Annotated in this window: 11 protein-coding genes; all 11 read left to right on the forward strand. The window is 68.0% G+C overall.

Features of this window, described 5'->3' with window-relative positions; genetic code table 11:
• Positions 1-2: 2 nt before the first annotated feature.
• The 11 genes from I6B53_RS01760 to nuoL are packed head-to-tail and all read left to right on the forward strand — an operon-like array spanning position 3 to position 12,528.
• A complete protein-coding gene (locus I6B53_RS01760; RefSeq protein WP_216764576.1) occupies positions 3-557 on the forward strand; it encodes an NADH-quinone oxidoreductase subunit B in 555 nt (184 codons plus the stop codon).
• Positions 554-1,300, forward strand: coding sequence for an NADH-quinone oxidoreductase subunit C (locus I6B53_RS01765; protein WP_216764577.1), 747 nt, complete (start codon positions 554-556; stop codon positions 1,298-1,300). The genes I6B53_RS01760 and I6B53_RS01765 overlap by 4 nt, the downstream gene beginning before the upstream one ends.
• Positions 1,300-2,655, forward strand: coding sequence for an NADH-quinone oxidoreductase subunit D (locus tag I6B53_RS01770; protein ID WP_216764578.1), 1,356 nt, complete (start codon positions 1,300-1,302; stop codon positions 2,653-2,655). The genes I6B53_RS01765 and I6B53_RS01770 overlap by 1 nt, the downstream gene beginning before the upstream one ends.
• Positions 2,652-3,368: an NADH-quinone oxidoreductase subunit NuoE gene (gene nuoE, locus I6B53_RS01775; protein ID WP_216764579.1), complete on the forward strand. Its 717-nt coding sequence runs from the start codon at positions 2,652-2,654 to the stop codon at positions 3,366-3,368. Before I6B53_RS01770 ends, nuoE begins: the two co-directional genes overlap by 4 nt.
• Positions 3,365-4,666, forward strand: a complete 1,302-nt coding sequence (gene nuoF / locus I6B53_RS01780; protein ID WP_216764580.1) for an NADH-quinone oxidoreductase subunit NuoF — start codon at positions 3,365-3,367, stop codon at positions 4,664-4,666. Before nuoE ends, nuoF begins: the two co-directional genes overlap by 4 nt.
• Positions 4,663-7,236 carry an NADH-quinone oxidoreductase subunit G gene (locus I6B53_RS01785; RefSeq protein WP_216764581.1) on the forward strand — a complete coding sequence of 858 codons (2,574 nt, stop codon included), beginning with the start codon at positions 4,663-4,665 and terminating at the stop codon, positions 7,234-7,236. The genes nuoF and I6B53_RS01785 overlap by 4 nt, the downstream gene beginning before the upstream one ends.
• Positions 7,233-8,537, forward strand: a complete 1,305-nt coding sequence (nuoH, locus tag I6B53_RS01790) for an NADH-quinone oxidoreductase subunit NuoH (RefSeq protein ID WP_253953924.1) — start codon at positions 7,233-7,235, stop codon at positions 8,535-8,537. Before I6B53_RS01785 ends, nuoH begins: the two co-directional genes overlap by 4 nt.
• A complete protein-coding gene (nuoI, locus tag I6B53_RS01795; protein ID WP_216764583.1) occupies positions 8,534-9,190 on the forward strand; it encodes an NADH-quinone oxidoreductase subunit NuoI in 657 nt (218 codons plus the stop codon). The genes nuoH and nuoI overlap by 4 nt, the downstream gene beginning before the upstream one ends.
• A 23-nt stretch (positions 9,191-9,213) precedes the next feature.
• Positions 9,214-10,191, forward strand: coding sequence for an NADH-quinone oxidoreductase subunit J (locus I6B53_RS01800; RefSeq protein ID WP_216765282.1), 978 nt, complete (start codon positions 9,214-9,216; stop codon positions 10,189-10,191).
• A complete protein-coding gene (gene nuoK, locus I6B53_RS01805; RefSeq protein WP_216764584.1) occupies positions 10,188-10,487 on the forward strand; it encodes an NADH-quinone oxidoreductase subunit NuoK in 300 nt (99 codons plus the stop codon). Before I6B53_RS01800 ends, nuoK begins: the two co-directional genes overlap by 4 nt.
• A gap of 13 nt (positions 10,488-10,500) precedes the next feature.
• Positions 10,501-12,528, forward strand: coding sequence for an NADH-quinone oxidoreductase subunit L (nuoL, locus tag I6B53_RS01810; RefSeq protein WP_216764585.1), 2,028 nt, complete (start codon positions 10,501-10,503; stop codon positions 12,526-12,528).
• Positions 12,529-12,540: the final 12 nt, after the last annotated feature.

Consider the following 12,540-nt stretch of genomic DNA (forward strand, 5'->3'; position numbering starts at 1 on the left):
ACATGGGACTCGAGGAGGCCATTCCGGCCGGTATCGCCCTGACCAGCGTCGAGAAGGTCCTGGGACTGGCCCGCAAGCACTCCCAGTGGCCGGTGACGATGGGCTTGGCCTGCTGCGCCATCGAGATGATGGCCGCCGGCACCCCCCGCTTCGACATGGCGCGCTTCGGCCTCGAAGTCTTCCGCGCCTCACCCCGTCACGCGGACATGATGATCGTCTCGGGCCGTGTCGCCCACAAGATGGCACCCATCGTGCGACGCGTCTACGACTCGATGCCCGAACCCAAGTGGGTCATCTCCATGGGCGCCTGCGCGTCCTCGGGCGGCATGTTCAACAACTACGCCATCGTCCAGGGCTGCGACCACATCGTCCCCGTCGACGTGTACCTGCCCGGGTGCCCGCCGCGCCCCGAGGCCCTGCTCCACGCGATCCTCACCCTGCGTGAGCACATCGGTTCCGAGCCGCTGGGCGCCCACCGACGCGAGATCGCCCGCAAGGCTGAACAGGCCGCTCTGGCGGCAACCCCGACCCACCGCATGAAGGGACTCCTGGCATGAGTGACGAGGTCACCACCACCGACGTCGCTGCTGCAGGGGACGAGGGCGCCGCCCTCGCCCCCTCCCGACGCGGCTTCGCCGCTGCCGAACCGATGACGACCCGCGTCGGCATGTTCGGCGTCAAGGACCAGGGAGACACCACCGGCTTCGGCGGCCTGGTCACCCGCAGCTTCCTTCCCGGTGAGTCCGAACGCCCGTACGGCGGATGGTTCGACCAGGTCGTCGACGTCCTCGAAGAACTCGTCACCGAGGCCGGCCTGGACGTGGCCCAGGTCATCGAAAAGGTCGTCGTCGACCGGGACGAACTCACCGTCCACGTCCCGCGCCAGCACCTGCGCCGTGTGTGCCAGTGGCTGCGTGACGACCCGGACCTGCGCTTCGAGATGTGCCTGGGCACCAACGGCGCGAACTACCCGGCCGATGCCGGACGCGAATTGCACGCCGTCCTCCAACTGGAGTCCATCACCCACAACCGCTCCATCCGCATCGAGACCACCTGCCCCGACGCGGACCCCCACGTGCCCTCCGTGGTCGACATCTACCCGGGCAACGACTGGCAGGAGCGCGAAACCTGGGACCTCATGGGCATCGTCTTCGACGGTCACCCCTCGCTGACCCGAACCGCCCTGCCCGACGACTGGGTGGGACACCCCCAGCGCAAGGACTACCCCCTCGGCGGCATCCCCGTCGAGTTCAAGGGCGCCACCGTGCCGCCTGCTGACACGCGGAGGTCGTACAACTGATGAACGTGCGCAACCACGACATCCGGGCGGCCGCCAGCGCCGCCGGACTCGACATCGAGGACCTGCCCGAGGTCATCGCCCAGGGCGGCGACTGGGAGGACGTCCTCGACGAGATCGAGAAGATCACCTCCGAACGCGTCGTGCTCAACATGGGCCCCGTGCACCCCTCCACCCACGGCGTGCTGCGCCTCATCCTCGAACTCGACGGCGAGGTCGTGCGCGAGACCCGCGTCGACACCGGGTACCTGCACACGGGCATCGAGAAGAACATGGAGTACCGCACCTGGACCCAGGGCGTGACCTTCTGCACCCGCATGGACTACGTGGCCCCCTTCTTCCAGGAGGTCGCCTACTGCCTCGCCGTCGAGAAGCTGCTGGGCATCACCGACGAGGTGCCCGAACGCGCCAACCTGGTGCGCATCCTGCTCATGGAGCTCAACCGCATTGCCAGCCACATGGTGGCCATCGGCACCGGCGGCAACGAGTTGGGTGCCACGACGATGATGACCATCGCCTTCCGTGGTCGCGAGGAGATCCTGCGCATCTTCGAACGCATCACGGGTCTGCGCATGAACCACGCCTTCGTCCGCCCCGGCGGCATCGCCCAGGACCTGCCCGGCGGAATGGTCGAGTACATCCGCGGCAAACTGCCCAAGGTGCGCCGCGACATCGGCCAGATGCAGGACCTGGTCCTGGCCAACCCGATCTTCAAGAAGCGTTTCGTCGACGTGGGCTACCTGCCCCTGTCGGGCATGATGGCCCTGGGCATGACCGGGCCCTCCGTGCGCGCCGCCGGCCTGCCCTACGACCTGCGCAAGTCCCAGCCCTACTGCGGATACGAGCAATTCGACTTCGACGTGGTCACCACCGACAAGTCCGACTGCTACAACCGCGTGGTCGTCCGCTTCGACGAGTGCTACCAGTCCTTCCGCATCATCGACCAGGTGCTGGATCGCCTGGAGGCCTGCGAGGGCGCCCCGACGATGGTGGCGGACGCGAAGATCGCGTGGCCCGCTCGCCTGAGCGTGGCCACCGACGGCCAGGGCAACTCCTTGGAGCACATCGCCGAGATCATGGGGCAGTCCATGGAGTCCCTCATCCACCACTTCAAGTTGGTGACCGAAGGCTTCCGCGTCCCGGCCGGCCAGGTTTTCCAGAAGGTCGAGCACGCCAAGGGCGTCCTGGGCGTGCACCTGGTTTCCGACGGCGGCACCCGCCCCTACCGCGCCCACTTCCGCGACCCGTCCTTCGCGAACCTGCAATCGTTGGCCATGATGACCGAGGGCGGCCAGCTGGCCGACGTCGTCGTGTGTCTGGCCAGCATCGATCCTGTCCTGGGAGGTGTCGACCGATGACCTACACCCCTGAAGTCGAAGCCCGCCTTCGCGGCGAGGCCGCGCAGATCATCGGACGCTACCCGACCGGTCACGCCCGCAGCGCCCTGCTGCCCATGCTGCACCTGGTCCAGTCCGAGGACGGCTACGTCTCCGCCGACGGCATCGCCCTGTGCGCCGACGTCCTGGACATCAGCCGCGCCGAGGTCAGCGCCGTGGCCACCTTCTACACCCAGTACAAGCGCCACCCCAACGGCGAGTACTTGGTGGGTGTGTGCACGAACTCCCTGTGCGCCGTCATGGGCGGCGACGAGATCTGGGAGGCCGTGTCCGCACACGTCGGAGTCGGCTCGGACGAGACCAACGCCTCCGGACGCATCACCCTGGAACGACTGGAGTGCAACGCCGCCTGCGACTACGCGCCCGTCATCATGGTGAACTGGGAGTTCTTCGACAACCAGACCGTGGAGAGCGCCATCGCCCTCGTCGACGACTTGGAGGCCGGACGCCCTGTGGCACCCACCCGAGGACCCGACCGCGTCCCCACCTTCACGGAGGTCGAGCACACCTTGGCCGGCTTCCCTGACGGCCTTGTCCACCAGGGACCCAGCGCCGGAGCGCCCTCGCTGCTGGGCCTGCGCATCGCGGCCGACAACGGATGGAGCGCCCCCGTCGCCGTTCCCCCTGGCCGGACCCCGGCCGAAAATGCGCAGAAGGAGGCTCCGCAGGCATGAGCACCTGGTCCGCACCGAGCACCCTGACCCCCGTCCTGTCCAAGGGCTGGGGCGAGGACCGTTCCTGGACCCTCGAGTCCTACCTCTCGCGCGGAGGCTACGAGGGTCTGAAGAAGGCGAATGCCATGGAACCCGCGCAGATCGTCGAGACCGTCAAGGCCTCCGGTCTACGGGGGCGTGGTGGTGCAGGCTTCCCCACGGGCCTCAAATGGTCCTTCCTGCCCCCCGCTGACGGAGGGCCGCGCTACCTTGTCGTCAACGCCGACGAGTCCGAGCCGGGCACCTGCAAGGACATTCCGACGATCATGGCCAACCCGCACATCCTCGTCGAAGGCATGGCCATCACCTCCCGCGCCATCGGCTGCGACCACGCCTTCGTATACCTGCGCGGCGAGGTCGTCCACGTCTACCGGCGTCTCATGAACGCCATCGAAGAGGCCAGTGCCGCCGGAGTGCTCGGCGACCTGCGGATCACCGCGCACGCGGGGGCCGGCGCCTACATCTGTGGTGAGGAGACGGCGTTGCTGGACTCCTTGGAGGGTTTCCGCGGCCACCCGCGCCTCAAGCCCCCCTTCCCGGCGGTCGCGGGCCTGTACGCGCGCCCGACGGTCATCAACAATGTCGAGTCCATTGCCCAGGTCGTGGGGATCTTCTCCCACGACGCCGACTGGTATTCGTCGATGGGCACCGACAAGTCCAAGGGTCACGGCCTGTTCTCCGTGTCCGGGCACGTGGCCAACCCCGGCCAGTTCGAGGCGCCCTTCGGCATCACCATGCGTGAACTCATCGACATGGCCGGCGGCATCCGGGCCGGCCACCAGCTGAAGTTCTGGACCCCGGGCGGTTCTTCCACCCCGATCTTCACCGAGGCAGAACTGGACACACCCCTGGACTACGAGTCCGTCAGTGCCGCCGGCTCCATGTTGGGCACCCGCGCCCTGCAGGTCTTCGACGAGACGGTGTCCGTGGTCCGCGTCATCACCCGCTGGATCGAGTTCTACCAGCACGAGTCCTGCGGCAAGTGCACTCCCTGCCGTGAAGGCACCTACTGGCTCAAGCAGATCATGCTGCGCCTGGAGGCGGGCAAGGGACGGCCCGGAGACGTCGACCTGCTGGACGAGATCGCCCGCAACATCTTCGGCCGCAGCTTCTGCGCCCTGGGCGATGCGGCCGCCACGCCCATCATGTCCGGCATCAGCAAGTTCCGCGAGGAGTTCGAGGCCGGTCTGACCACGCCCGCCAGGGAACTCTTCCCCTACGAGGCATCCACGGTCTTCGCACGAGGAGGCGCCCGATGAGCGAGTCCCCCATGGTTGACGTCACCATTGACGGCGTGAAGCTCTCCGTGCCCGCGGGCACGCTGGTCATCCGCGCCGCCGAAAAGGCCGGGATCCGCATCCCACGCTTCTGCGACCACCCGCTGCTCGAACCGGTGGCCGCCTGCCGCCAGTGCCTGGTCGAGGTCGGCATGCCCGACCGCAACACCGGCGAGATCCGCTTCATGCCCAAACCTCAGCCCTCCTGCGCCCAGGCGGTCACGCCGGGCATGGTCGTCAAGACCCAGGAGACCTCCGAGGTTGCCGAACGCGCCCAGCACGGTGTCATGGAGTTCCTCCTCATCAACCACCCGCTGGACTGCCCCATCTGCGACAAGGGCGGCGAGTGCCCCCTGCAGAACCAGGCGATGAGCGACGGTCGGGCGACCTCGCGTTTCGTCGACGTCAAGCGCACCTACCGAAAGCCGCTGCGCCTGACCAGCCACATCCTGCTGGACCGTGACCGCTGCATCCTGTGCCAGCGCTGCGTGCGCTTCGGCAAGGAGATCGCCGGTGACCCCTTCATCGACCTGCAGGGTCGAGGCGGCGGAACCGCGCCCAATGAGCACCACCACTTCATGGGGGAGCAGATCGGCACCTTCGACACCGCGGTCCTCGGCTACCACGACCCGGAGGCCGGAGGCAACGATTCGGCGGGCATCTGCGGCCCCTACGGCCAGGAAGGCATCATCGGATCCCACAATGCGGGTCCGCTGGCCGACACGGACACCGACATGTCGGGTCGTGCCTTCGCCTCGTACTTCTCGGGCAACATCGTCCAGATCTGCCCGGTCGGCGCATTGACGGCGGCCTCGTACCGCTTCCGTTCGCGCCCCTTCGACCTGCACTCGACCCCCTCGGTCACCGAACACGACGCCTCCGGCTCCGCCATTCGGGTCGATGTGCGCCGCGGGCAGGTCGTGCGTCGCATGGCCGGCAACGAGCCGCTGGTCAACGAGGAGTGGATCACCGACAAGGACCGCTTCGCCTTCGAGTGGACCGGCGTCGAGCGCCTCACCACGCCGCTCGTGCGCCAGGACGGCCGGCTGGTTGCGACCTCGTGGTCGCACGCCCTGGACCGGGTTCGCGCGGGTCTGCTCGAAGCCGGCCAGGACGGGACCATCGGCTTCCTGCCCGGCGGACACCTTCCCTTCGAGGACGCATGGGCGTGGTCGAAGTTCGCGCGCACGGTCGTGGGCTCCGACTCCATCGACATGCGGGCCCGCGAGACCAGTGAGGAGGAGCGATCCTTCCTGGCCTCCGTCGTGGCCGGTTCGGGTCTGGGCGTGACCTACGAGGACGTCGAGAAGGCTTCGCAGGTGCTCCTGGTCGCCTTGGAGCCCGAGGACGAGTGCGGCGCCCTGTTCCTGCGCATGCACAAGAGCACCCGCAAGGGCCGTTTGAAGGTCGCCACCGTCGCGCCGATGACCACCAACGGTTCGCGCAAACTCGGTGCCACCGTCTTGCACGCCGCCCCCGGGACCGAGGTCGAGGTCGTCGCCTCCATCGCGGCCGGCGCCCAGAACGCTGCCCTTGCCGAGTCCCTCGCAAACGGGGTCGTCCTGGTGGGTGAACGGGCCGGCCGCACCCCGGGCCTGCTCTCGGCAGTTCTCGCCCTGGCGCAGCGCACCGGCGCCCGCCTCCAGTGGGTGCCGCGCCGCGTGGGCGAGCGCGGCGGCATCGAGGCCGGCCTGCTTCCGGGTCTGTTGCCCTTCGGCCGCCCCCAGGGCGAGGCCGGCGCCTCGCTGGGCTGGGGTGACCTTCCGACCGAGCGCGGCCTGGACGTGGAGGGCATGTTGGCCGGAGCCGCCGACGGTTCCGTGAGCGCCCTGGTCGTCGGCGGGGTGGATGTGCGCGACCTGCCCGACACCGAGAAGGCCCTGGTCGCATTGAGCAGGGTTTCCTTCCTGGTGAGCCTGGAGGTCACACGCAGCCCCGTCACCGATCTGGCCGACGTCGTCCTTCCCGTGGCCCCGCAGTTGGAGAAACACGGCACGTGGATCAACTGGGAGGGGCGCCTGCGTCCCTTCGGCCAGGCGATCTCGGCCACGTCCCTCACCGACCGCGACGTCCTGGCACGCCTGGCACGCGAGTTCGGTGCGGACCTGGGGGGAGCGACCCTGGAGGCCCTGTACGACGAGGTCAACGCCGTCATGACATGGAGCGGTTCCAAGGCGCCCTTCGAGGCCGTCACCGCCCCCGCCCCAACAGGTGTTGCCGCAGGTCAGGCTCTGCTGGCAACCCACAAGCCGATGCTCGACTCGGGTCGCCTGCAATCCGGTGCCGACTGGTTGGCAGGAAGCGCACGGCGCCCCGTCGCCCTCGTCTCCGCGGCCACCTTGGCTGGGCTGGGACTCCGGCCGGCCCTGGCCGGGCCGCAACTCACGGTGTCCACCGAACGCGGCGCCATCACCCTTCCCGTGCACGTCGCCGACCTGCCCGACGCGGTCGTGTGGGTGCCGGAATGCTCGCCCGAATCCTTCGTCCACGTGTCCCTCGGCGCCTCCGGCTCCGTGGTGACCCTCAGCGCCTCTGGGGAGGTGGCCCGGTGAACATCCAACTCGCGGCCCAGCAATACGGTCCTGCGGACTTCTCGCAGGAAACCTGGTGGCTGACCGTCATCAAGGCGGTCTTCCTGCTGGTCTTCCTCATCCTCAACGTCATCATGGCGCTGTGGGTGGAACGTCGCACCGTCGGTCGCATGCAGACCAGGCCGGGCCCGAATGTCGCCGGCCCCTTCGGACTGCTCCAGGCGATCGCGGATGCGGGCAAGCTCCTCTTCAAGGAGGACATGTGGACCCGCAACTCCGACAAGTTCCTGTTCCTCCTGGCCCCCACGATCGCCGCCCTGTGCGCCTTCAGCGTCTTCGCGGTCATCCCCATGGGACCGAATGTCACGATCTTCGGCATCTCCACGCCCCTGCAGCTGGCCGACATGCCGGTGGCCGTCCTGTACATCCTGGCCATGGCGTCGCTGGGCCTGTACGGAATCGTCCTGGGCGGCTGGTCGTCACGCTCGACCCTGCCCCTGTACGGCGCAGTGCGTTCTTCCGCCCAGGTCATCAGCTACGAACTGTCCATGGGCATGGCGCTGGTCTCGGTCTTCCTCATGTCGGGAACGATGTCGACCTCGCAGATCGTCGCCGCCCAGGGCCAGTTCTGGTGGTGTCTGCCGCTGGCCCCCGCCTTCGTCATCTACCTGATCTCCATGGTCGGTGAGGTCAACCGGCTTCCCTTCGACCTTCCCGAGGCTGAAGGTGAAATCGTCGCCGGTCACATGACCGAGTACTCGTCCATGAAATTCGCCTGGTACTTCCTGTCGGAGTACGTGAACATGCTCAATGTCTCGGCGGTGGCCACGACGATGTTCTTCGGCGGATGGCACGCCCCGTGGCCGATCAGCCAGTTCCTGCCGTTCATGGACGACGGCTGGTGGGGCATGCTGTGGTTCTTCCTCAAGATGTGGTTCTTCATGTGGCTCATGGTCTGGACGCGCGCCACCTTGCTGCGCTTCCGCTACGACCAGTTCATGGAGCTCGGCTGGAAGCGTCTCATTCCCTTCTCGCTGGGCTGGCTGGTGGTCGTCGCCCTGGTGCGCGGCGTCACCCAGTGGGTGGCCATCGACCTGCCGGTCCTCGTGGGGATCATCGCCGGCGTCTTCGTCGTCGTCATCCTCGTCATGTGGTTCCTCGACCGCCCCGAGGACGAGGGCGACGCCTCCGATGAGGACGAGGAGTTCGATCCCTTCGCCGAGGGATTCCCGGTGCCGCCGATGCCCGGCCAGAAACCACCGCCCTCGCCCCGCGCGGGACGGGCACCCATTGCCGCGACCGCCACCGAGGAGGAGCGATGAGCGACAACGCCACGGACAAGCACCTGCGCTACGAGCAGGACCCGAAGGGCCCCGTGGGCGAGTTCTTCGCCCCGGTCGCCGGCTACGGGGTGACCCTGTCGTCCTTCTTCCGCAAGACCGTCACCGAGCAGTACCCCTTCGAGGGGCCTTTCGTGGAGCCCCGCTTCCACGGACGCCACCAGCTCAACCGCTACGCGGACGGCCTGGAGAAGTGCATCGGCTGCGAGCTGTGCGCCTGGGCGTGCCCCGCGGATGCGATCCTGGTCGAGGCCGCCTCCAACACGCCCGAGGCCCAGTACAGTCCGGGTGAGCGATTCGGCAACGTCTACCAGATCAACTACCTGCGCTGCATCTTCTGCGGGTACTGCATCGAGGCCTGCCCCACCCGCGCACTGACCATGGGCCACAACTTCGAACTCACCGAGTACCGGCGTGCGGACGAGATCTACGAGAAGGACCAGCTGCTCGTGCCCTTGGCCGACGGAATGCTGGCCCCGCCGCACCCGCAGGTCGAAGACCTGAGCGACGCGGACTACTACCGGGGCGAGGTCACCGGCCCCACCCAGGCCCAGATCGACTGGGTGCGCGAGCACCGTCCCGACGACCCGAGCCTTGCCACCGCACATCCGGTCTCCAAGGAGGCACTCCAGTGAACCAGTTGGGAACCTGGCCCCAGATGGCCTCCACCGCAGAGATGATCCTCTTCGGGTGCGTGGCCGTCGTCATGGTGGCCTGCGCCCTCGGCGTCCTCTTCTTCAAGAAGGCCGCCTACGCCGCACTGTCCATGGTCGGGGTGATGATCGGTCTGGCGGTCCTCTACCTGGCCCACGGCGCCGCCTTCCTGGGAACCGTCCAGATCGTCGTCTACACAGGCGCGATCATGATGCTCTTCCTCTTCGTCATCATGATGATCGGCTTGGGCGCCTCCGACGAGTACCAGGTGCAGGGAGCCGGCCCGATCGTCGCCTCCGTGTTCGGCGGCCTCGGACTGGTCGTCCTGTCCCTGGGGGTCCTCGGCCACACGAACATGGGTACCGCCGTCGTCGAAACCGGCATCGACCCGTATTCGGACGCCCCCGTCGAGAACCTCGCACTGGACCTGTTCACCAACCACTGGTTCTCCATGGAACTGGCCGGAGCACTGCTCGTCACCGCCGCCGTCGGCGCCATGCTGCTCACCCACTCCGACCATCTCGGCATCCGCTTCGACCAGCGGGGAGTGGCCGAGGCGAAGATGCGCGCCTTCAAGGAACGTGGGCGCCATGTCGGACAACTGCCGGCCCCCGGCGTCTACGCCCACTCCAACGCCGTGGACGTGCCGGCACTGTCCGGCGAGACCCTGGGCCCGGTCACCGAGTCGGTGCCCCGAGTCCTGCGGGTCAAGGGCCTGGACCGGTCCATCAGCCAGGTCGACGAGTCGATCGCCGCGTCGCTTGCCCTCGTGCGGGCCGGGCGCGTCGCCGAATCGGACTTCGCACGTGACGCCTCGGCCAAGGTGCCGCGTTCGGGCGCGTGGGGCATGCCCGGCGCCCGTGCCCCACAGGGACTGGCCCAGCCCAGTGCCCACATCGACCAGCCCGCCGCCCCGGCAGCACCTGCTGCCCCCGCCACCGAGGCGCCCTTGGTCGCCACCACCGAGGAGGAGCAGAAGTGAGCCTCGCGTACTACCTGGTCCTGGCCGTCATCCTCTTCGCGATCGGCGCCACCATCGTCCTGGTCCGCCGAAGCGCGGTCATCTCGCTCATGGGCGTCGAGCTCATGCTCAATTCGGCGAATCTCGCCTTCGTCACCTTCGCCCGCATCCACGGGCAGCCCAGCGGTGAGGTCATGGCCTTCTTCGTCATGGTCGTCGCCGCCGCGGAGGTCGTCGTGGGCCTGGCCCTCATCGTGTCCATCTTCAAGGCTCGCAACACGACCAGCCTTGACGACGTCAACCTGCTGAAGAACTGAGGGAGGTAACGCCATGACGATCCACTTCCTCCCCGCCCTCGTCGCGGCTGACGAACACGCCCACGCGGGCGCCGTGGCCGCCACCGCGGCCACGGGCACCGCCCAGTGGGCCTGGCTCATGATCGCGATCCCTGCGGTCACCGCCGCCGTGCTGCTCCTGGCCGGACGGGCCACCGACAAGTGGGGCCACTGGCTGGCCACCGCCGCCTCCTGGTCCTCCTTCGCCGTCGGTGTGGCCGTCGTCGCCCAGATGCTCGCCCTGCCCGCCGAGTCGCGCCGCATGGTCCAGCACCTGTTCACGTGGATCCCCGCCAACCAGATCGGAGCCGATGCCGCATGGCACTTCGGTGTGGACGTGGCCCTCATGCTCGACCCGCTCTCGCTGACCTTCGTCATGCTGGTCACCTTCGTGGGCTCCCTCATCCACGTGTACGCAGTGGCCTACATGGAGCACGACGCCGACCGTCGCCGCTTCTTCGCCTACCTCAACCTGTTCATCGCCGCGATGCTCACGCTGGTCCTCGGCGACTCCTACGCTGTGCTCTTCGTCGGCTGGGAGGGCGTGGGCCTGGCCTCCTACCTGCTCATCGGCTTCTGGAACCAGGTGCCCGACAATGCGAAGGCCGCGAAGAAGGCCTTCGTCATGAACCGTGTGGGCGACATGGGGCTGCTCATCGCCATGATGGCGATGGTCGCCAATTTCGGCACCGTGAACATCGAGCAGATCGGCCACGCCGCCGCCGAGAACCCCGGCAGCACCGCAATGCTCGTCATCGGCCTGTTCCTGCTGGTCGGCGCCTGCGGCAAGTCCGCCCAGTTCCCCCTGCAGGCATGGCTGGGTGACGCGATGGCGGGCCCGACCCCGGTCTCGGCCCTCATCCACGCGGCCACCATGGTCACCGCCGGCGTGTACCTCGTCGTGCGTTCGGGCCCGGTCTACCAGGCCTCGCCCGTGGCGGCGACCGCCGTGGCCGTGGTCGGCGCCATCACCCTGGTCTTCGGAGCCGTCGTCGGTTCCGCCAAGGACGACATGAAGAAGGTGCTGGCGGCCTCCACCATGAGCCAGATCGGCTACATGATGCTGGGTGCGGGCCTTGGCCCCATCGGCTGGGCCTTCGCCATCTTCCACCTGTTCACCCACGGCTTCTTCAAGGCCCTCATGTTCCTCGGGGCCGGATCGGTCATGCACGGCATGGGCGACCAGGTGAACATCCGCCGCTTCGGCGGCCTGTCCGCCGCCATGAAACTCACGTGGCTGACCTTCATGGCAGGCTGGCTGGCGATCCTCGGCGTGCCGCCCTTCTCGGGCTTCTGGTCCAAGGACAAGATCATCGAGGCCGCCTTCGCCGTCGACCACTTCGGAGGCACTCCCGCCCCCTGGGCCGGATGGGTCTTCGGCATGGTCGCCATGCTGGGCGCGGGCCTGACCGCCTTCTACATGTCGCGTCTGTTCTTCATGATCTTCCACGGACAAAAGCGCTGGACCTCCGAGGCCGAGGGCGCCCCCGTGCACCCGCACGAGTCCGGCGTCCTCATGACCGCCCCGCTGGTCATCCTCGCCGTGTGCGCCGTGGCCATCGGCGGCCTGCTGTCCATCGGCAACGTCTTCACGACCTGGTTGGAGCCCGCCATCGGCGGAGTCGTCCACGCCGAGCCGGTCCTGCCGGTCATTGCGATCCAGATCGGCACCCTCGTCCTCGTCCTTGCGGGCGCGGCCCTGGCGTGGAAGATGTACGCGGCCTCCGAAGTGCCCACCGCCGTTCCGGCCGGATCGGCCCTGACCCGCGCGGCCCGCGAGGACCTCTACCAGGACAAGGTCAACGAGGCGGTCTTCGTGGTCCCCGGATCGGCTCTGGTCCGGGTCGCCTCGGTGGGCGACAGCGCGGCCGTCGACGGCGTGGTGAAAGGCGTGGCAGCGGTGTCGACCGGAACGGGTCGCCTCGTGGCCTTCACCCAGAACGGCCATGCCCGCACCTATGCCTCCTACGTCCTGGGCGGGGTCGTCCTCGCCCTGGCCGTCGTCCTCGGCTTCAGGCTCTGAGAGAAGGACATT

The sequence above is a fragment of the Schaalia sp. 19OD2882 genome, assembly GCF_018986735.1.
Lineage (GTDB): Bacteria > Actinomycetota > Actinomycetes > Actinomycetales > Actinomycetaceae > Pauljensenia.

Excerpts from the sequence above, each read along its gene's own strand:
- I6B53_RS01760 (WP_216764576.1), top strand. The coding sequence starts at position 3 with ATGGGACTCGAGGAGGCCATTCCGGCCGGTATCGCCCTGACCAGCGTC.
- I6B53_RS01765 (WP_216764577.1), top strand. The coding sequence starts at position 554 with ATGAGTGACGAGGTCACCACCACCGACGTCGCTGCTGCAGGGGACGAG.
- I6B53_RS01770 (WP_216764578.1), top strand. The coding sequence starts at position 1,300 with ATGAACGTGCGCAACCACGACATCCGGGCGGCCGCCAGCGCCGCCGGA.
- nuoE (WP_216764579.1), top strand. The coding sequence starts at position 2,652 with ATGACCTACACCCCTGAAGTCGAAGCCCGCCTTCGCGGCGAGGCCGCG.
- nuoF (WP_216764580.1), top strand. The coding sequence starts at position 3,365 with ATGAGCACCTGGTCCGCACCGAGCACCCTGACCCCCGTCCTGTCCAAG.
- I6B53_RS01785 (WP_216764581.1), top strand. The coding sequence starts at position 4,663 with ATGAGCGAGTCCCCCATGGTTGACGTCACCATTGACGGCGTGAAGCTC.
- nuoI (WP_216764583.1), top strand. The coding sequence starts at position 8,534 with ATGAGCGACAACGCCACGGACAAGCACCTGCGCTACGAGCAGGACCCG.
- I6B53_RS01800 (WP_216765282.1), top strand. The coding sequence starts at position 9,214 with ATGGCCTCCACCGCAGAGATGATCCTCTTCGGGTGCGTGGCCGTCGTC.
- nuoL (WP_216764585.1), top strand. The coding sequence starts at position 10,501 with ATGACGATCCACTTCCTCCCCGCCCTCGTCGCGGCTGACGAACACGCC.